General features: G+C 49.9%; 12 protein-coding genes. All 12 read right to left on the bottom strand.

Annotated elements, in window-relative coordinates:
- Positions 1 to 23: 23 nt before the first annotated feature.
- The 12 genes from ACQ5BJ_RS02500 to ACQ5BJ_RS02445 all read right to left on the bottom strand — a co-directional run bounded on the left by ACQ5BJ_RS02500 (position 24) and on the right by ACQ5BJ_RS02445 (position 20,987).
- The gene (locus ACQ5BJ_RS02500) at positions 24 to 323 is read right to left on the bottom strand and encodes a hypothetical protein (protein ID WP_005550889.1); all 300 of its coding nucleotides are present in this window, start codon (positions 321 to 323) and stop codon (positions 24 to 26) included.
- 85 nt (positions 324 to 408) lie between these two features.
- A complete protein-coding gene (locus tag ACQ5BJ_RS02495; protein WP_430108269.1) occupies positions 409 to 1,575 on the bottom strand; it encodes an acyl-CoA dehydrogenase family protein in 1,167 nt (388 codons plus the stop codon).
- 22 nt (positions 1,576 to 1,597) lie between these two features.
- Positions 1,598 to 1,846: an acyl carrier protein gene (locus ACQ5BJ_RS02490; protein WP_005550891.1), complete on the bottom strand. Its 249-nt coding sequence runs from the start codon at positions 1,844 to 1,846 to the stop codon at positions 1,598 to 1,600.
- A gap of 4 nt (positions 1,847 to 1,850) precedes the next feature.
- Positions 1,851 to 3,893, bottom strand: coding sequence for an acyltransferase domain-containing protein (locus ACQ5BJ_RS02485; RefSeq protein ID WP_430108265.1), 2,043 nt, complete (start codon positions 3,891 to 3,893; stop codon positions 1,851 to 1,853).
- 37 nt (positions 3,894 to 3,930) lie between these two features.
- A complete protein-coding gene (locus tag ACQ5BJ_RS02480; protein ID WP_289355519.1) occupies positions 3,931 to 7,668 on the bottom strand; it encodes an amino acid adenylation domain-containing protein in 3,738 nt (1,245 codons plus the stop codon).
- A gap of 36 nt (positions 7,669 to 7,704) precedes the next feature.
- Positions 7,705 to 14,187, bottom strand: coding sequence for an amino acid adenylation domain-containing protein (locus ACQ5BJ_RS02475; RefSeq protein WP_430108262.1), 6,483 nt, complete (start codon positions 14,185 to 14,187; stop codon positions 7,705 to 7,707).
- Positions 14,188 to 14,202: 15 nt separating this feature from the next.
- Positions 14,203 to 15,051 carry a 3-hydroxyacyl-CoA dehydrogenase family protein gene (locus ACQ5BJ_RS02470; protein WP_005550895.1) on the bottom strand — a complete coding sequence of 283 codons (849 nt, stop codon included), beginning with the start codon at positions 15,049 to 15,051 and terminating at the stop codon, positions 14,203 to 14,205.
- A gap of 29 nt (positions 15,052 to 15,080) precedes the next feature.
- Positions 15,081 to 16,133, bottom strand: a complete 1,053-nt coding sequence (locus ACQ5BJ_RS02465) for an HAD-IIIC family phosphatase (protein WP_005550896.1) — start codon at positions 16,131 to 16,133, stop codon at positions 15,081 to 15,083.
- 18 nt (positions 16,134 to 16,151) lie between these two features.
- Positions 16,152 to 17,408: an ATP-grasp domain-containing protein gene (locus tag ACQ5BJ_RS02460; RefSeq protein WP_289355517.1), complete on the bottom strand. Its 1,257-nt coding sequence runs from the start codon at positions 17,406 to 17,408 to the stop codon at positions 16,152 to 16,154.
- Positions 17,398 to 18,435, bottom strand: a complete 1,038-nt coding sequence (locus tag ACQ5BJ_RS02455; protein WP_268620262.1) for a cysteine synthase family protein — start codon at positions 18,433 to 18,435, stop codon at positions 17,398 to 17,400. The genes ACQ5BJ_RS02460 and ACQ5BJ_RS02455 overlap by 11 nt, the downstream gene beginning before the upstream one ends.
- 14 nt (positions 18,436 to 18,449) lie before the next feature.
- Complete coding sequence (locus ACQ5BJ_RS02450) at positions 18,450 to 19,451, bottom strand: kinase (protein ID WP_262866741.1); 1,002 nt, start codon at positions 19,449 to 19,451, stop codon at positions 18,450 to 18,452.
- A gap of 39 nt (positions 19,452 to 19,490) precedes the next feature.
- Entirely contained in the window at positions 19,491 to 20,987 is a 1,497-nt protein-coding gene (locus ACQ5BJ_RS02445; protein WP_268620264.1) for an argininosuccinate lyase, read from the bottom strand.
- Positions 20,988 to 21,275 lie beyond the last annotated feature (288 nt).

Here is a 21,275-nt window from a genome sequence, read left to right as displayed (position 1 = left end):
CCCTTTAGCATTCTATGCATCTGTTAATGCGCGTTAAGGGAGAAGCTCCACAGGTCATCCATTCGTTCCGCCAGTTCAGCGGGATGAATTTGTTTGGTTGTCAATATTCTTTTCAGCCACTCTGCCGCTTGCTGCTTTTCTTCCTCGCCAGGGCTTCTTCCTTCACTGTTCAACGTTTCGTTCATTGCTTCCAGCTTGCGGTAAAGCTCGATCACTTCTTTTTCATATACGCCGGCATCCTCATTCTTATTTTCCGCGCTCGCCGCTAACGCCAAGCACTTCGTAACAAATGAGGGAGCGGACTTTTTGGCGAGATTAGGCATAAGCTGCTCCCCTCCGGAATTTGTGAGAACTGCCGGCACAATCCGGCAGTTCTACTTCGTTGCTGCGCCAAGGGCTTGCTGAACCTCAGGCATTGCATGATGCGACTGCGGTTCTCGTTCCATACTCCAGATAACCGTATGTCGCGATGTTCATTTGCTGAATTTGTGTACTGCCTTCGATAATTTCCGTAATTTTGGCATCTCGCAAATAGCGCTGCACAGAATACTCGTTGCTGCATCCGTTCGCACCATGAAGCTGAACGGCGTCATTCGCTGCCTTAACCGCGATTTGCGACGCAAAATATTTGGCGGCATTCAACTCGTCCCCGGCCTGCAACGCTTTGTTTTGCTTCATAAATCCCGCGTTCAGACATAACAAGCGGGCGGCCTTTGTATTTGCAAGCATTTCTGCAATCATGGCCTGTACCAATTGGAATTCTTTTAAAGGTTGTTTGAACTGAATACGACTCTCCGTATACCGAATCGAATCTTCCAGACATGCTTGTGCAATACCAACTGCCCCGCATGCGACACTGTACTTGCCATACTCTAAAACATGCAGCGCCACATAGGGGAATCCCGTTCCCTCTTTGCCCAGTATATTTTCTTTTGGAATGCGGCAATCGTTCAGGCGCAGCTCGGCCAGCATCGAAGCGCGCGTGCCGTACATACCGTTAATGGGCTCAATGGAAAGGCCAGGCCGATTTTTTTCGACTAGAAATGCGGTCGGTTGACCATTGACCTGGGCAAAAAGTAAAAATACATCCGCCAGTTGTCCGTACGTAATCCATTTCTTCGTCCCGTTCAGCACGTAATGATCTCCGGAAAGCACGGCTTGCGTTTCGATATGCCGAGCGTCGCTGCCGATATTCGGCTCGCTCAGGGCAAACGCGCCGATGGTATGGCCTATTGCCATTGCGGGCAGCCACGTCTCTTTTTGTTCTTCCGTGCCAAAGCGGATGATGGCTTGGCTTGCCATGGTATGAACTGTGAGCAGGCTGCGGATAGACGAACATCCGCGCCCCAGTTCTTCGTTCAGCAGTCCGAACGTAATCATGTCCATGCCAGAACCGCGATATGAGTTCGGGATAAGCGCGCCCAAATAGCCCAGCGAGGCAAGCTTGTCAATTAAGGCTCTTGGCGTTTTCTCCAGTTGGTCATACGAGTTTGCGATCGGCACAATGTCCTGGTCTACGAAATGCTTGAATTGTTCATACTGGGATTGCTGTTCTGGAGTCAGGTTGAAATGCATCGTTTTCACCACCAATCAAATGTCATTGTTTTATTGCGAGCTTGCGCTCAATCAAATCCGACATGCTTTGAATGGTGCGGAAATGTGAGAATTCCAAATCATCATTGTCAAGCACGATGGCGAACTCGGATTCCAAGAACGTGACGAGTTGCATCACGAAAAGAGAATCGACAAATCCGAGCGAGAACAATTGATCGTCGTCGTGCAACTGGACTTGTTTGAAATATTTCGCCAAAAAAGCCCGAATTTTTTCCTTATGCTGTACTTCCATCGGTTTATCCTCCCTTGATAGTTTTGGAGCGCTTCGTCAAAGGCATGCGCTCGAACGGATATGTCGGCAGCGGCAAATGCCGGCATCCTTTCCGGTAAAAGGCGTCCACACAAAAGTCAACCCCGTTCAGCCATAGCTGTCCAATAGTTCGGAGCAGGAAGAGGTGATCGGAAGCGTGCTCGTAAGCATACCGCATGGTCGGAATAGTCTGAAGCCGCTCGCCATCTGCAGCAGACGGATGCTGGCGCACAAAGCTGCATAGTGATTGCCCCGGTCCGATCTCCACGAAAATCGCATCCCCGTCGTGAATAACTTCGTTTATTCCGTCGCTGAAGCGCACAGTTCGGCACAGATGGTCTGCCCAGTATCCGGGGTCTGTTGCTTGTTCTGCCGTTATCCATGTCCCCGTTACGTTCGACAAAAAGGGAATGGACGGAGGCTTCGGTTCATGCTCGAAGATCAGTGCCGACAGTGCAGAGGCGGCAGGCTCCATCATCGGCGAGTGAAAGGCACGATCGGACGGAATGCGGACAGATACTTCACCCATACGGGCAAGACGCCGCTCCAGCTCGCCGATGCCTTCCGCGGTGCCGGAAATGACCAGTGACCCTGGGCTGTTCATCAATGCGATTGTCGTGCCTTCCGGCAGCAGCGGCGAGACCTCGCTTGCTGTCATCGAGACGGCGAGCATCGCTCCCTTCTCCAGCCCATTGATGAGTTGGGAGCGCTTGGCGACGATGGTCAGCGCTTGCTCTAACGTAAATACCCCTGCAATGCAGGCCGCAGTATACTCTCCTAGACTGTGGCCGATCAAGACGTGCGGCTTGATGCCCCAGGATTCCAAAAGGCGTGCCAGCGCGTACTCGACTGTAAACAAAGCTGGATGCGCCCACGACGTCGACTCCCGTTGCTCGCCCGCAGTTCCTGGCGAGTCTCGGCGAAGGATGCGCCGAATGTCCAGTTCCGGCACCGTGCTAAGCTGTTCTCCTCCGCCTGAGTGTTTGGCCGAACGCACCGGATAAAGCTTTTCGCGCAGATCGAATCCCAGGAGAGGCTGCAAAAATTTACAGCAGCCATCGACCGTATCGCGAAAGATCGGTTCCTGCTCATAGATGTCGCGTCCCATGTTCTCATAATGATCTCCAAGACCTGAAAACATGAAAACGAGCTTGCGAGTACTTGCATCGCATGAACTGTCCCAATATCGACACGCATCCCGGTTCTGCAAAATCTCGACGGCCTCACGAATGCCGGAGGACACCAGAATGCGGCGCTCAGGGAGTGATGCCGCCATGTTATGCAGACTGTAGGCGACATCTCCCAGATTTGCATCAACGTGTTGATTGAGATAGCCGACAAGTTGATCCGTTGAGACCTCCAGTGCCGAACTTGTTCCCGCCGCTAGCATGAGCAGTTCTCCGGCACGTGGTTGCGCGGGCATTACGGTTTCGAGTTCATTCAAGGACGGCTGCCCGTCCGTCTCTATGCGGACATGCTCGCCATCCACACAAAGGACGGCCGTAATGGATAACAGCTTCCGCTCCGCAATATTCCATGGACTTATGACAAAAGTCCCCACGCCCTTGCTCCCTAAAGTCGCACACAGTACAACATCGTTCAGGTTGCCGTTCAGACGGACACGGATATCCAGCAACATGTTCGGCAAACTGTTCCCGTGAATGATCGTAATCGGTAGTGAGGATAGAGCGGCCGTTAATCGAGCTGCGGTCCGCTGTTGAATGAGCTTGCTATCGGCGTAGATCCAAATTCTTCTGCCGAAACCTCGTGTGCACCCAGCAGTCTGCAGAGCCGTCCACGATGCTTCCAAAAAATCGAGTTCGGCCGAATGCATCTCTGCCGCTTCTTGAATGGTCATCTGAAAAAAGCGGGCATCGAATCGATCTTTTTCTTCGATTGCTGTACCTTCTTCCATCGATATGGGGGATGAATTCCACCAATCACGAAAATCACGGGCGTCCTTCAAGAAGCCACCCACTCCCGTTACTGCCAGCTTCATTTCTTCCAAGGCTACATTCACGCTTTTCATTCGCAAGCCTCCTTTCGTCCCATTCCAAGCAAGAGATTTATGCGAGCAGCTCATATTGCTCCACAAGGTCGGCAAGCAATTGATTGTAGCCGAGAACCAAATGATCGAGCCCCTCCTGGCTTAATTTTCTACTGTATTCATAGCAGAATTCCAACCGATCCCTTGTTTCTCGGAATTCGAGTATAAGATCATAACTTCGGGTCAACGCCGAATAGTTGGATATCAGGCCGGACTTTACAAAAAGGGGCACTATTGCCGTATCCGGCAATCCCCCCCGTCTTTCGACAATTGCCGTTTGGAGCGAATGAGATCCGTTGATCCATTTTCCATTATTTATTTCCTTCACAAAAGAAAAGAGCTGGAAGAAATCCTCGATCGCATTAAAATCCACCCTTATCGGCACAACCGTGTCTGTTCGGCTGACAATGGATTGTACTTCCACTGCCTGCTGACCGCTCGCTTGTTGAAGGAGATACATGAACATGCCCAAAGCGACATCATGCGTTTCAAGCCCTTCCCCTTGCGCAAGCTTTCTCAGTTTGGAATATAGCGGTTCGGCACATTCAAAATGCTTGATTTGCCTTGCAGACCCATTGGGCATGCGGGTAAAGAAAACCTGCGGTAACACGACTCCTTCGAATACCTGCCCTGACTGAATATGTGCCCCCTCTTCCCCAATAAATTGCGCAAGTTTGGATATGGTCATATAAGCGAACAAATCCGTAATGCTTACGCGATTTGGGTGGAGCATGTCGATTTGTGCGTGCATCCTCATCAGCAGGATGGAATCGCCGCCTATTTCGAAGAAATTGTCGTGTATGCCGATTCTTTCTGTCGGCAGCAGCTCTTTCCATATGCGCAGCAACTGCTGCTCGATTTCATTGGAAGGAGCCACACAACGCGTTTCGTTATCTCTTTGCATTGCCGGCGCCGGCAGCGAATGCCGATCCAATTTTCCATTGACCGTAAGCGGCATCTTCTCCATATGCACAAAATAGGATGGGATCATATAAGCGGGAAGCCGTTCCTGCAGATAGGATCGCAGTGCGGATTCGGATTGTTGAATGCCTACATAGTAAGCACATAGTGTCCGATGCCCGTTATTTACCTCAACGGCCAACACTGCCGCTTCTCGAATTCCGGAGCAGTTCAGCAGCGCACATTCAATTTCGGCCAGTTCGATGCGGTATCCCCTAATTTTAACCTGCTGATCCACCCTTCCCATATAATCAAGCAATCCGCCAGGCAGCCAGCGCACCAAATCGCCCGTCTTGTACATGCGTTCTCCTGGGAAATACGGACTTTCGTCGAATTTCTCCGCCGTCATCTCCGGCGAGTTCAAATATCCTCGGACAACGGACGGCCCTGCGATCCATAGCTCGCCTTCGGCGCCATACGGCTGAAGTCGACCCAGCCTGTCCACGACAGCGAAATAATGGTTGGCGATAGCCCCGCCAATTGGAATCCGTCCTTTTGTCGGACTCAAGCATTCATAATAGGTAACGGCAACAGTTGTTTCCGAGGGCCCGTATGAATTGTACAGCTTCATGCCATGCAAATCGTCGCAATAAGACCATTTGAGCTCATCGCCTCCCGATATCAGCAAACGCAGCCTATGATCGGTCAACCTCCCATTCAACTGATGAATCAAATGCGGCGAGCATGACATGAACGTAATCTGTTGTTCTTGAATGCAGTGGACTAGCCGATTGATATCCAGTACATCCGCTCTTGGCAAAATGACCAAAGTTCCGCCCCGCAGCAGCAAAGGAAAAATTTCCTCGACGGACGTATCGAAAGACAGGGATGACTGCCATATCCCGCGGTCTTCAGCCTGGAGCTGATCATACATGAAAGAATAAATGAAGCTGTTCAAATTGCGATGCTCCACCATGACGCCCTTCGGCTTCCCGGTCGAGCCGGACGTATAAATGATGTACGCCAGGTCGCTTATTTCGTTAATGGGTGCCGGATTGCCGGGATCGGATTTCTCGAAATCGAATTCGGACAGAAGCACCGTTTCGATATCGGTGTTATCCAGCTTTTCCAACCAATTCCGCTGAGTAAGAAGGTGCTTGCATCCACTGCCTTCCAGCATATGCTTGATTCGATCGGCTGGATATTCCGGATCAATCGGCATATAGGCACCGCCCGCCTTGAGCACGGCCAGCATACTTATGATCGCATCGGCTGACCGCTCCAAGAGAATTCCAACGACTTGCTCGGGTTCAACCTGCTTGGCGCGCAAGTGATGCGCCAGGAGATTGGCCCGCTTATTGAGCTGTTCATAAGTCAGGACTGCTTGTCCATAAATAATGGCCGTGCGCTGAGGAGAGCATGCAGCCTGCATCTCGAAGTGCTGCTGAATGGTATGCTGTATAGGGATGGGCTGGCAGCTTCCGTTGAAATCGGTCAACAATCGATGCGTATCCTCTTCCGTCATAATATGAAGTTCGTCGACCGAAGCTTCGGGACGCGTGATCATCTCATAAATAAGACAAAGAAAGTGCTTGGATAGCTGAGTTACGAGCTCTAGCGGGAATTTATGCAGCGCATATTGCATTTGAAAATTCAATTCGTTCCCGGGATGTATGCTAAGCAGCATTTCGTATGGAGTCGACTCGCTCATTTCATAATCGGTAAAGCGGATGACTTGCTCTTCATCCTGCATTGCTGCGTTCAAGGGATAGTTCTCGAATACGAGCACAGATTCGAACAGTCCCTCCCTTTTATCGATGTCGCTATATTCATAAACATCGATCAGCGCAGTCGCTTCAAAATCGTTCCGTACACGCAGCGCCTCTTCCATTCGCGCAAGAAGTTCGGAAACCGTCTCCTCCGGCTTGGCAGTTACGCGGAATGGGAGCGTGTTAATATAAAGGCCGACCATCGACTCCATTCCTCGAACTTTGTCGGTTCTGCCGGAGACTGTGGTGCCGAATAAAGCTTCTGCGGAATTGGTATAGCGTTGAAGCAAAATCCCCCAGGCCGTATATACAAATGCAGCCAGCGTTATTTTAAGAGACCTGACACACTGTATCAGTTCCAGCGTTTGTTCGGCCGGTAGCCTGAAGTTGTGGATGCCGGGCGCTTCTTCCTTCTCGGAAGGAGATGGGAACGCGGGGAGCAGCGATTTAGTATCGAACCCCGCAAGATAGGAACGCCAATAGTGCTCCTGCCCGGCTTTGCCTTGCGATTGTACATATTTGAGATATTCCTTATTGCTCGTCTTGATGCCGGGAGCATAAGGAACATTTCGGTATAAGTGCTGATAAGCATCTAGAAATTCGGACAGGAGGATGCCGTTGCTCCAGCCATCGTACAAAATATGATGGTTACTAATCATCATGACGTATTTCTGCTCGCTCTCTTTGCAGAGAGTGACCCGAAACGGCACTTCCGTCAGGTCGAAGCCTTGCCGTTGGTCGTCTTTTTTCAATTGATGGAGAAAATTGCTCCACTGTTCAGCGGTCATTTGGGAGCAATCGTGAAGCGCAACGGTAAAATCCCACTTCTTCAGGACGATTTGCAGTGGTGATTTGAGCTTTTGCCAGCGAAATACGCTGCGCAGCGCTTCGTTATTTGCAATAACAAGATTCCAGGCATGCTGAACCAGATCCGCCTGAACGTCCCCTTCCAGCCATACGCAGAGCTGTTCAAAGTAATGCTCCCTGTCTTGCGGATTAAGATAATGAAAAAGCATCCCTTCTTGCAAAGGAGTCAATCCGATAATGTCCTGTACTTGATCCCTTTCGATTTGCTTTGCCTCCGCCATGCGACTCCGTCCTTTTTTGTTCACGTAGTAAAAAATTCATTTAAACAACATATCAAGCTGCTGCTGTGAAATTTCGACCGTATCGAAATCAGAAGGAGTAAATTGCTCCTCGCGCTCGTTGGTGGCATGAGAAATAATATCCTGCAACTGCTGTACATAAACGCTCATCCAATGCCCGATCGTTTCTTGATCATAAGCCTCGCAGTGATACATCAATTCCAGCCTTAGCCTTCCGTTCATCACCAGGCTGTTCAGCTCTAATTTGGCGCTCATTCGATTATCCGGATGACATTCCATGGCATGTTCTTGATAAACCAGCTCAAACCAGTCATTATCCGCTTCCCTGCCGAATTGCCCCAAGTAATTAAAGCGGAACGGCGCAGGTTCGCAGCTTCGTTCGAGGAGATCTCTATTCATATAAGCAAGAACTCCATAACCGATTCCTTTATCCGGAATCTGACGCAATTGCTCCTTAATTGATTGAATTTGCTTGGATAGAGAGGCCTGCGGCAGTTCCAGCCTAAGCGGAAATAGCGCCGTAAACCAGCCTATCGTCCGTGAAGCGTCAATGCCTTCCAAATGACGCCCATGATTCTCCAGTTCCAATCCGATCAAGGAATGTCCGGTAAAGAAGTGCATGGTTCTGGCAAAAGCGGTTAACATCAAGTCCACCGGTTCGGTGTTGAATGCCCGATGTGATTGTGTAAGCAACGTGCGGGTACATTCATCATCAATCCATGTGACATGGCATTCTCTGCGGCCAGAAGTCCAATCTTTGACTTCCGCGGCTTGAGGAAAGAACCAGTGCTGAGCCTGTTGGTTAGCGCTCCAATAGTCGATTTGCTGCTTGACTTCCGCTTGCTCCGCATATTGCCGCAAGCCTTCGTGCCAGTCGCGAAGAGAGGCTGTTTTGGCCGGCAATGCGACAGGCCGGGACTCGGATAACTGGTCGTATGCAAGCTTGACATCCTCCAGCAAAATGCGCCACGATACTCCGTCGATGACAAGATGATGAGCCGTAATCAGCACATATTCGGTTATGAGTTGCGATGTAAATGCGACTGCTCGGATGAGCAGATCTTTATAGATGTCCAATTTGGATTTCAAGCTTCTTGCTGCTGCTTCGATTTCAAGCATGTTTTGTTCTTCGGATTGCTGCTTCAGTTCATAGGTTTCAAGCGGAAAAGATAGATGCGCATGCTTATTTTGATAAAATAGGGATTCGCCGCCGTCTGCCCGGTAATTCAGCCTTAGTCCGTCATGATGCAAAACGAGCTGCCCAAGCGCAGTACGGAGGCGTTCCAGCACGATCGGCTGTTTCATTTTCAGCAGCACGCTCTGATGGTAATAACCGGGATGCCGGAGCTTTTGTTCAAAAAACCAATGATCAATCGGGAACATTTCCTTATCTCCTGAAATAAGGCCTTGTTCATAATGCTTCGCAACGGCATTCATATCCAGATTCTCGCACAGCGAACCGATAGTTTGATGCTGCAAAATCTGTTTCGTTTCGACCGAAATCCCTGCTTGCTTAAGCCGGGATGAAATTTGGATGGCTTTAATGGAATCTCCACCCAATTCGTAAAACTCATCATGAATGCCTATTCCGTCCAAATCTAGAACTTCCGCCCAGATGCGCGCGCACGTTTCTTCCGTCTCGTTGCGCGGCGCCCCTGTCACCCTGTTCGTACGAATGTTGTCTTGAGGCTTGGGGAGAGCATGGAAATTGACTTTTCCGTTCGCAGTCAAAGGGATATGCTCGACCTGAACGACGTAAGCCGGCAGCATGTAGGACGGCAGCGTGTGGTTCAACTCTTTACGAATGACGGATATCGAAACGGGTCTGGAGGCGATCACATACGCACATAAATAAGCTTGCCCGGCGTTATCTTGTTGCGCCGCCACGACAGCCTCACGGACTCCGGATAGTTGCTGGAGTTCATGCTGAACCTCCTGCAGTTCGATGCGATATCCGCGGATTTTGACCTGATCATCAGCGCGTCCGATATACTCCATGTTGCCGTCCGGCAACCAACGAGCCAAATCCCCGGTCCGGTACATAACAGCACCTAGGCGCTCGGCAAACGGATCTTCTACGAATCGCTCCCGCGTTAAATCGGACCGTTTTAAATATCCTCGTGCAACACCATCCCCGGCAATGTAAATTTCACCAACGCTGAATTTCGGCACAAGCCGTTGACTGCCATCCAGCAAGTAGATGCGGACATTATCGGCAGCTTTCCCGATCGGTACGCACGCTCGCCGAATTTGCGCATCAAACTGATAAATCATGCATCCGACTACGGTTTCAGTCGGTCCGTATTCATTGAAAATCGCAACCTCTCCGCCAAAGCTGTCAAAAACTTCCGAGGCCAAACACATATCCAACTGTTCCCCGCCAACAATCAACGCCGTTACCATCGAATGACGGTTGTCCCATTCCTTAATGAATTTGAGATGAGAAGGCGTCAGCTTTACGATTTGCACTTTATTGTCTTTGAAAATCCGCTGCACGGCCAAATCCTTGTCGTCATCTCCGTAAATCACGATTTTACCGCCTGTTACGAGAGGGGTAAAAATAGAGGTTACGGTCAAATCAAACGAGATTGAAGAATACAGAGGGAAATCAGCCTTCTCCCCGTTTGCGTATACTTTTCGTGCCCACCATATATAATTGACCAGCCCCTGTTGCTCGACCATGACGCCTTTCGGCTTTCCCGTAGAACCTGACGTATAAATAACATAGGCCAACTGACGAGGTAAACCAGAGCGCGTTATCGGCTCGGGACTGCTCTTTTCCAGTAAGGACGGATCGAGCACATCGACCACTCTGCCTGAAAATCTCGGCTTATCGCGCAAATGACCGCCTGTTAACAGAAGCTGCGCACCGCTATCCTCCAACAAATAAGCAATGCGTTCCGCCGGATAATCGGAATCGATTGGCAGATAGGCTCCTCCTGCCTTCATCACGGCCAGAATGCAGACGATCTGCTCTAAGCACGGAGGCAGCAAAATAGCAGCCAGCATGTCCCGCTGCAAGCCATTAGCGACAAGAACGCGAGCCAGGCGATTGGTCTGCTCGTCCAGTTCCCGGTAAGTTAGCGAACGTTGCCCGTCCTCTATGGCGGTATGATCGGGCGTCATGGCAGCTTGATCCTCGACCAGCCAGTGAATGAATGCGTCTTTCGGATAATCGGCTTCCGGGCCTGCCCCCATTCGCAGCAGTTCCTCCTGCTGGGACGAGTTCAAGACGTTTAATTCGCATAATCGATTCTCCGGATTCTCGCACATTTGACTTAAAATCCCGCAATAGTAAGCATTTAGCTCCGATATCATGCCCTGCTCGTACAAATCCAGGCTGTATTCCCAATCGAGCGCGAATGTATCGTCCAAATCCTCCACAATGAGCGAAAAATCAAATTTGGATGATTTCGCGGAATAAGGAACGCGTTCGATGTGAAGCTCGTTCTCCCGCCAGGCTGCTTTGTCCATATTTTGATAGACAAACATTGTATCGAACAGCGGATTTCGGCTCGCATCCCGCCGGATTGGCAATTTCTCAAGCAACCGCTCGAACGGATAATCCTGATGTTCAAGAGCGAGCAGCGTCTTCTCTTTGATTTCCCGAACATATTCGGATACGGTTTTATGGCCTTCCGGCTGACTCCGAATCGCTAGCGTTTGTACGAACATGCCGGCGGTTCGTTCTGTACCGGGAATGGTTCTCCCGGCAGACGATGTGCCGACGACAAGATTTTGCTGTCCGGTACATTGGGCGAGCATAAGCTTGTATGCTGCCAAAAGCACCATATAGACGCTTACGCATTGTTCGCGAGCGAAGCTCCTGCAGCGCTCCGCAAGCTCTTTACTCAGCCTGTCGAAGTAGTGGTCGCCCGCACCAGATAATAGGGCAGGACGAGGAGAACAGGTCGGCATCTCAAGTATGGGAAGTTCTCCCGACATTTCCGCGAGCCAGTAAGCTTGATGCTCTTCAGATAAAGGCTGTTTCTCCCGCCACAAGGCATAATCGGCAAAGGAAAGGGGCGACGGGCCGAGACTCTGATTCAACAGGAGCTGAACGAATTCGCTCATGATGATGTGCATGGATGTTCCATCGATCACGATATGATGAAGATCGATCAGGAACAGATGTTGGTCTTCCGAAGTCTTGCACAGCTTTGTCCTCCAAAGCGGCGCATGATGAAGATCATAAGGTCGAACGAACGAGTCCGCATAATTTTGGATATCGATGCCGCCAAAGACTTCTTCGTAGTCCAGTCTGACAGCAAGGTCAGAAACGGCAGCGATTTGCTGCACGGGTTCTCCGTCCTGAAAATTGAAATAAGTGCGCAGCGCTCCATGTCTCTTGACAATTGCCGACCAAGCCTTCTCGACCTGCTCAAAGGATAGCGGCCCTTCCAGTTTCAGGACGGCGGTAATATTGTAGCTTACTCCTTGCTTGTTTAATTGCTGCCAGGCATATATTCGGCGCTGCGGCGGCGTTGTCGGGAATATCGATCTTTCAGAGGGATCGACCTCCATTATGACTTCATCCGCATCGCTCGCTTGAGCATGTTCGATCAAATGGGCGATTTGTCGAATTGTCGGCTGATGAAAAATGTCGTGCAAAGAGATTTTTACGCCGAACTCTGCTCTGATGTTTGCGATCAAATAGGTCAACTGTAGGGAATTGCTGCCCCAATCAAACAAACTGTCAAGTGTGCCGATCTCGTTGACTCCTAATAATCGGCAGCATATTTCCAGCAGCCGTTCTTCCGTCCCCGAAACGGGCATCGCGAGTTGGCGTTCCTGCAGGTGCAATTGAACATACTCGGATACCTGCTCGATGATTTCGGCGAAATGTTGCTGCCGATACCATTCGCCAAGCTTGTAGCGCTGTATTTTCCCGCTCGTTGTTTTCGGGAGCCTGGTAACCGGAACGACATGCTCAACAGTGATACCTAGTTGACGCTGAACATGGCTCCGCAGCGTTACCGCCAGGGGAGCGAAATCCTCCAGCTTGCCGCGATAGAGAACGAACAGGAGCAAATCGTCGCTGGCCGCCTCGGGATTGCTTACTCCGCAGGCCGCTATCGTGCCGAGCTTGATCGGTTCCACAGCTTCGCATACTCGTTCAATATCATGAGGATATACGTTCTGCCCGTTAACGAACAGAATGTCTTTAACGCGCCCGGTTACGTATAACCTTCCATTGCGCATAAAACCGAGATCGCCTGTCCGAAGCCAACCGGTGGACGTGATTCGTTCGGCTGTCGCCGATTCGTTGTTGTAATAACCGGAAGTGACATTTCTTCCCTTCAAGTAAATTTCGCCGATCATCAGCTCAGCCAAATCCGTGCCAGAGCTGTCCCCGATGTATATACAGCAATCATCAACCGGGCTGCCTACATCGACAAAGGACACGCCCTCTCCGGCTTCCGTTTCCTTGACGACGCTTCCGAGTGAGAGATGCTTTCTATTCAGGTGCATCGTATTCAATTCATCTCCGACAGGGGGAAAGGTTACAGCGAGACAAGCTTCGGCCATACCGTATACGGGAAACATCGCATTTTGCTTCAGCCCGCATGGAGCCAATGCAGCCATAAACCGGGCGGCAAGCTCTGCTGAAATCGGTTCCGCTCCATTAAAAATGAGCCGCACATGGGACAAGTTCCATGCTGAAGCCGCCTCTTGTTTGAATTTTCCCAAGAAATATTGATAGCCGAAATTCGGCGATGAAAGTATAGTCGATCGGTGTTCGCTGCATTTCGCCATCCATAGTGTCGGACGGCGAATGAATAAGGAAGTGGGCATGAGATACTGCTGAATTTGTGCGGCTATTGGCACCATATGGCAGCCGATCAATCCCATGTCATGTGTCAAGGGCATCCAACTAAGCGTTGAATCCTCTGATCCTATAGCCGAGCGGTTTATCATCGCAAGTATATTACTAAGCAGGTTATCGTGGGTCAGTATGACTCCCTTTGGTTCTCCTGTCGATCCAGATGAGAATTGGATAAAAGCTGTATCCGACGGCTCTGCCTCATGGACGGCTCCGGGCCTGCAGGATGCGAAATCAATGCTGTCAGCAAACAAGGTGCGCTTCTTCATATCGGACCATCGATCTTGGTAGTCCGCTTTTTGAGAAAAAGCTTCTACGTACGAATAGCTGGTTTCAGCTATCAAAAGCACGGGACGCTTCAACACGTCCCATATTTGAAACAATTTCCTTTTATGCTCATCATTGCTGCCAACCGATACAGGTACCGGAATGAAACCGCCCAGCACGCATGCCCAAAACATTTGAATAAATAGCTCTTCGTCTTCAATTTGGAATAAAATTTCGTCTCCAGGCACGATTCCTTTTTCCTGAAAATAACCGATCAGGTGCCGAGCCCGGTCATACAGGTTTTTGTAAGAAAGAAAGTGTTCCTTTTCACCTCCTTGGATAAAGGTAATTCCTCTATCCTCCTGTCGCCTTACAGCATGAAGCATGTCCGTCAGTCGCCGGAATTCCATCGTTCTGCCTCCTTGCTAACTATAGTTGTAAAAGCCCTTGCCCGCTTTTTTGCCGTACAAACCGGCATCCACCATCTTCTGCAGCAAGGGGGCCGCCCTGAATTTGGTATCCTGATAGCTTTCATAAAGGATATTCAGGGAATCCAATACGGTGTCCAGCCCAATCAAATCCGCGGTTTCCAACGGTCCCATTTTGTGTCCGTAACACTTTTTAAAGATGTCGTCCACTTCCTGGGGCGAAGCGACCTGATCTTGAACGACATAAACCGCTTCGTTCATAAACAAATGAGATATCCGATTCGATACAAAGCCCGGCATATCGTTGACTAGAATGGCTTCTTTGTCCAAGCTGTCCAGAAATCGATGAGCCTGATCAATCGTATCTGCAGAGGTGTGATAACCCCGAATGACCTCAACGGAGGATTTCATATAGACAGGATTCATGAAATGCATCCCGATTACTTTGCTCGGCCGTCCGGTAAAGCTGCCGATGCGGGTAATGGAGATGCACGATGTGTTGGCGGCGAAGCAGACTTCTGTCGGACATATTTGATCGAGTGTTCCGTAAATCTCCTTTTTTACGCATTCGTTCTCCGTTGCGTTTTCGACAATAAAATTACAGTTTGCAACAGCCGAAATCTCCGTGTCGAACGTAACCAGTTCAAGTGCCTGGTCAGCCGTTAACCGGGGGGCTGATCGGTTGATGAGCGGAGCAAGCCGCACGGTTTTCAAAATTTCAGATTTCGCTGCGGCAAGCGCATTCTCGCTCACGTCGATCAGCACAGACGGGATACCGTGCCAAATGAGATCTACCGTCATGCCGATGCCCATGGTACCTGCGCCAATAATGCCAGCCTTATGCATGGCAACATCATCTCCCTGCTCTATTTCATTTAAATCCCCGCATGATTTCCAATTCGAACTCGAATATAGGAAGGAAGCGGCTGTATGATCGACAAGTCGTTTTCGAATACAATGAGATCAGCTTGATTGTAAATTTCCTTGAAGTTGGAAAATCGGTAGGTCATCTCCATCATCCGGTTGCGTCCCGTCTTGCGAAAATCTCCTCGCAGCACTTTATTGGACGCTTTGCATTCTTGCATGATATGACTGAGAAGCACGCTTCCGACCCCGCGTGACATGACGCGGCAGGACATAAGCAATAATTTCATATGCCAGGCTGTGTCCCCCATCTCGATCAGCGCCATTCCAATTTTGCCGTACGAGCCGTATTTATCTGTTAATTCGCATACGAGCAGCTTATGTTGCTCCGATGTGCAATAATAGTTCAGTTCCTCGAAATCATAAGTGATTCCCGTAGAATTCAATTGATTGGTTCTTACCGTCAATTCCTCGGCTCGCTTTAAATCCTCATGCTGGGCTTCCGAAATAATGAATTCCATGCGAAGCGAGGCGAGAAATTCTTCTTTGGGCCCTTCAAATTGAAGTTCTTCCTCGTTACGTTTCTGATCCTGCATGTACATGTGCCGGCGTCGAGCCGAATCGACCGTAATGAAAGCCGGGTTCAGCCTTGGATGAACCAGCAGCCCCTGTATATCGTCGGGAGCCCAGCAAGCAATTTCTTGATGAAAGCTTTGAACTTCATCCCGCTCGAAAGGCTGATCGTCCAAAAACAGCATCGAATCCATGCCGATATTTAGTTTAGATTGAATCCAGGCGATATTGGACGACTTGGCGTTCCAATTGATTGCCGGGTACAGAAAATAATCGGCAATTCCGAATTCCTCCAGCTTCGCATATGCATGTGCATGATCGTTTTTGCTTGCAATCGAGTGGAGAATCCCTCGTGCATCCAACTCCTTGATAACCTCGGCTATTCCTGGGCGCAGTCGCACATCATTCGAAGATTCAAGGAGAACGCCGTCCCAAATTGTATGATCCAGATCCCAGATGACGCATTTGAATTCTTTTTCCTTTCGCTCCATTCCGAATACACCCTCCTCTTAAGGATTGATGCTTGCTGCGGCTGCCTCATCCTCCAGCCGTACTTCCAGTATCTCGGATGCCCGATCCAGCGTATCCCGGACTTCCTCGTATGTCCGTCCCGTAACGATTACATAACCTAACCGGTCATAAGCGTTATGGGGCAGCCTTACGCGGGAACCGGACTTGGCCGTAATTGTCAATTGCCGCATACCCGGCAACTGCTCGATTCGCTCTCTGCCAAGCACTTCGCGCAACACCCCGGCTTCTTTCGCTGTCAAAAATTGAATGCCGGAAAATCCAACCATCTCTCCGTTCCATGGTTCCGGCTTCATTACTGAGCAGCGAATATGCTGCTCTAGAACGTCAATTCCCGTTGTGTAGCGAATCAATTCTGGAATCATGCCGCCGGCCAGGCGAGCATTAATTTCGATAATAGAGCAGCCTTGTTCCGTCAATTTGACTTCAACGTGGGCGGCGCCGTTTCGAAAGCCTACAGCTTGCAGAGCTGACTCCACGGCGGATCGTATCTCCATTTCGCTTTTCTTGCACAATGGGGCGGGGAAAATGTGTCTCTTCTCTACAAAAAATGGAGCGCCGCCCACTTGTTTTTCCGTAATGCCGATACAGCGCATGGTTTCCTGCCAGCAAAGCATTTCCACGCTGTATTCAGGCGCGTCAATATACTGCTCTACTAGTGCTGTCATTGACGTGGATTGTCCGCGCATATTTACCTGTACGTCCAGAATCAATCGAATTTGTTGTTCTGCTTCCTCTCGGCTCCTACACAGCTTCACGTGGTTCGATCCGCTATCGTCTGCAGGCTTGATTACGCAAGGGAATCCTATGCAACCGATAGCTTGGCCGAGTTCATGAACCGAACGAACGACGGCGAATTCGGGCTGCCTTATTCCTGCCTCCTCCAGCCGCAAGCGCGTCATATGTTTATTGCGGCAGGTCTTGATCGCTTGGGGTGAGTTGCCCGGAAGCTGGTAGCGCTGGCTCAGGGTGGCGATTGTTTCAATATAAAACTCGCTTGTAGTTGCAAAGCCGCAAATTGCACCGCGGTCTATTTCCGAGCCCAGCATTTGTTCGATGTCAGGAATGGAATTAGTGTTGCATACAAGTACGGAACAGCCCGTTTCCATAAGTCCGTCATATCGATCGGGGCAATTGGTCAAAAAAAGTGGCTCCCATCCCATTTCGGCAGCTTTGCGCAGTGCCAGCATGCCCGTACCGGTCGTATTGGCTTCTATGAACACCAGTTTATCGCACACCTGCATATGCTCCTTTCGACTGGGTATAAGACCAGGAATGAACCACGCACTGCTCCGAAACCTGTAAAGGCTCATCGGGAAGCCTTAGTTGGTGAATTCCCTTCTCAAGCCGATACCGTTCGCTATAAATGGTATCGACGTAACGATCGCCTCGATCCGGAAATAGAGCGACGATTTTCGTCTCCGGATTGACTCGAGTACTGATCCACCGCGCAACGGCATATACTGAACCGGAGCTGTTGCCGGCAAATATTTTCTCGCGTTCCGCCAGTTGCAATGTGGCCGCAAACGATTCTTCGTCATTTAACCAATGAACCTCGTCGACAATGCTATGGTTCACATTTGCCGCTACAAGACTGTTGCCTAATCCGCTTTGCAATCGGTCTTTGCGATCCGGTTGACCGAAAATAACGCTGCCGGTCGCGTCAACTGCAACGACGCGCATGTTGGGATTATGTCTGCGCAATTCCGCAGCCGTACCCGACATGGAGCCGCCACTGCCGACGGAAGCAACCAGAATATCCACATGACCAAGATCTGACACCAACTCTTCGGCAAGCTCCTTATAGGCGCGAGGGTTGTCGGGATTATCGTATTGACGCGGCCAATATGCGTCAGGGTATTGGTTTAGCAGTTCTTGCAGCTTCTCCAGACGTGCCCCCTGCCATCCGTTTTCGTTCATCTTATCTACGATGTATACGCGGCATCCTAATGATGTAAGCTTGGCCATCGTAATCGGGTCGATTCTTGGGTCGGTTACGATATGTACGGGATGGCCCAAATGCGTACCTACAAGCGCAATGCCGCAAGCCATAGTGCCGGAGGAACTCTCCACGATCGGAGCGCCGTCTTTGAGCTGCCCCGCTTTTTTTGCTTCTAGGATAATTTGTTTGGCTACGCGATCTTTCATGCCGAAGGGATTCATAAGCTCCAATTTCGCGTACACATTACCTCTGCACTGCTCATCGAGCCTAAGCTTGACGAGCGGTACGCGTCCCACCGCGTCTACCATGCTTTCATGCAGCATCTCGCGTCCCTCCTTTACTGATCATTGCCGTATAGCAGCGTCGCCGCACCTACTGTCTGGACTGCACCGTTCCCGTTCCGGCCAGGAAATTCGTCATTCTGGCACTGTCGTCCAGCCGTTCCTTTCTTTTTATCCTCATTCCAAGCATGGAACAGGTGCACCTCATCCGCTAGGCGAAGCAACGAGAGGCGCGCAGCATGAAGCTGTTGAAAATGTCTTTTATCGGATTCCGTAAATAAAATGCCAATAAAAGTCCCGCTGTGCGCCACTATAACCCCGAGTGCGTCCACCTGTCGACAGATGGCAAGGACATCGTCCAGCCGTTTTTTTTCACATAGTTTCTGGTTCATGATCGCACTGCGCGTCGAAATTTCGCCGATCGTTCGGACGTCTTTGGCGCGAATCGCTTCTGTCATTCGGCACAGCATATCGTCATACTCCCGACACTCCATATTCGAAAAGGGCTTGGGCTTGTTGTTGAACTCGACGGTGTCAAGCTCGCCGCCTTCATCGATTCCCAGCACAGTCAAGAGAGGAGATTCGCCAAGGAACCGGTGAAGCTGGACATGCCTATGGAAAAAGGATACGATTCCACTGTACATCACGCCGTCGGTCGGCTCGATTTTCCTTAAAAAATATTCCGTTTGCCGTTCATCAAGCCTCAATTGGAAACAATCGCTGACCGCCCGTATCGTAGCTACAAGATCAGCAGATGAACTCGCCAAACCTTTTCCTACAGGAATATTGCTTTCGATCTCCAGCATTCCACCTGGCGGAAGTCTGTAATGAGATAAGATTAAATCAGCCAACTGTTTCGATTTATGCTTGGAGCTCGGATACACCATAATATCCGAACACTGGTCGTAAGAGGTAAACGTGGCAGTTGAAAAACGATTGATCGGCATTGTAACCAGAAAATCATTGCCGTCCACACTGACACCCTGAAGCAGTTCCCCGAACGTGCCGCAAGCCTTACCCGAACCCGTGCAGATGATGGACATTTGATGCTGCATCATGTTTCCTCTCTCTCCTGTATCTTTGATATCGCTAAGTACTCATTCGTATAGTCCCGATTTGCGGCCGATCCGCCGCTTGTTTGCTTGCAATCGCTCTTTGTGGCTAAAACATTCCTTGACTTGCTCGTCCAGCAGCGACAAAACCTCGGAAGGGCGAACTGAGCCTGAGGTGCATTTGCCCCACAGACTGTGATCAATCGAAAAAGCGATGCGAAGTTCACTTTCCCCAATGTCTATGCTGTATCCGGCTTCGGAGCAAATTTCCTGCAGCAGCGGAGCCGGCGCCTCTTGAGGAAGCTTCTTATCGTTAAGCATGGCGACAATATACCTGCCCGCCAGAACCTGCGCCGTCCGATAAGGAATATTGGCTCTAAGAGCCAATAGGTTGGCTAGGCTGAACCCTCCGAAAAACTCTTGCGTACAGATGCCGAGCAGACGTTCATCTTTAAAATTCAATTGGCGAATGACCGTTGTGAATAACGCCGCTGTATGGCAGGTCGCGTCGATGAGATCCTGAAAATGACGGCCTCCTTCCTTTGCGGTTTCAACCAGGTTTGTATATGGCGTATTACGCTGAATCATGACAAAATCCGTATAGTAGGCAGAGATGTGAGCTGTCTTGCCTCTAATGCGTTCCAAGATGGGAAAATTCTTTTTCTGAGGCATTGCTGAGGAGATACCCGATAAGGAATCGGGTAAATCAATGAAGTGATATCCGCTGCTTCCCCAACTGATAAAATCGGTGGCGAATCGACTCAATGCGACGCCCAAGGTCGATAATTCTGCGGCAATGTGCAGCATCCATTCCTTGGACGCGACGCCGGACAACGCATGTCGTCCCGGACGGGAGAAGCCAAGCTGCTGAGCCAAGCATGTTCTGTCCCATGCCAGTTCCAACCCAGCCATCGCACCTGACCCGAGCGGACATTCGTCGATGTCGTCGAATACAGCCAGCAGCCGGCGAATTGTTCTGCCCAGTTGTTCGCTCATAGCGGATATGTAGAAGCCGGCCGTTATAATCTGAGCTGGCTGATAGTGAGTGTAACCCGGCATGGGAAGATCTGCGGTATTCCTAGCGAGAAAGTGAAGAGCCTCAGTGAAATCCAGCAAATGCTCTGTCACTCGAATTAGTGCATCTCTCGCGAACATCAACTGCGCTGTGGCCTGTACGTCATTTCGGCTGCGATCCATATGCCAAAGTTCCGAGGATGACTGATGCATGCGGCTCATGCGGCTCTGCACGCATTGTTCCAGTGCAAACAGGATATCGGACATATTGCTTTCAGGGTCTGCCCCGATAGAACGCTTCTGCTCAATCTCTTCCAATAGTTTGACGATAGCAAGCATGTCTTTCTCGGAGAGCACTCCTAAGCGCGCATATTCTCTTGCCATTACTTGTTCAATGCGGATGTAATAAGGCAATAGGTATTGAAGCTCGTATTCGAATTGCGGTCGCAACACAAGTTCATTTACTAGCACGGAGGGCGATTCCCTAATGCGCCCAGTCAGATTTTTCGTCTCATGTCCTATTTCCACCTTATCACCCACCTGGATCATAAATTGTAAGAACGAAGGACTGCATAAAATAGCTGAATTTCTATTTTATACCATAAGCATACTTGAGTTATATGATACAACCATTTATTAGTAGTTTCAATCAAAAAAAATCATATTTCAACATAGGACTGTCTATTAACCAATAAAATACATTTCCAATATAGGAAAAGGCCACTCGTTCAGTAAAATGTTTGTCCCCCTACAAACTCCCGATTAAAGCTGGTGAATCAACTAATCTATTAAATTCGTGTTGAGCCTTATATACAG

The organism is Paenibacillus sp. B1-35 (genome assembly GCF_050474385.1).
In the GTDB taxonomy this organism is placed as follows: Bacteria; Bacillota; Bacilli; order Paenibacillales; family Paenibacillaceae; genus Paenibacillus_B; species Paenibacillus_B alvei.
This window is presented reverse-complemented; position numbering and strand designations above follow the sequence as displayed.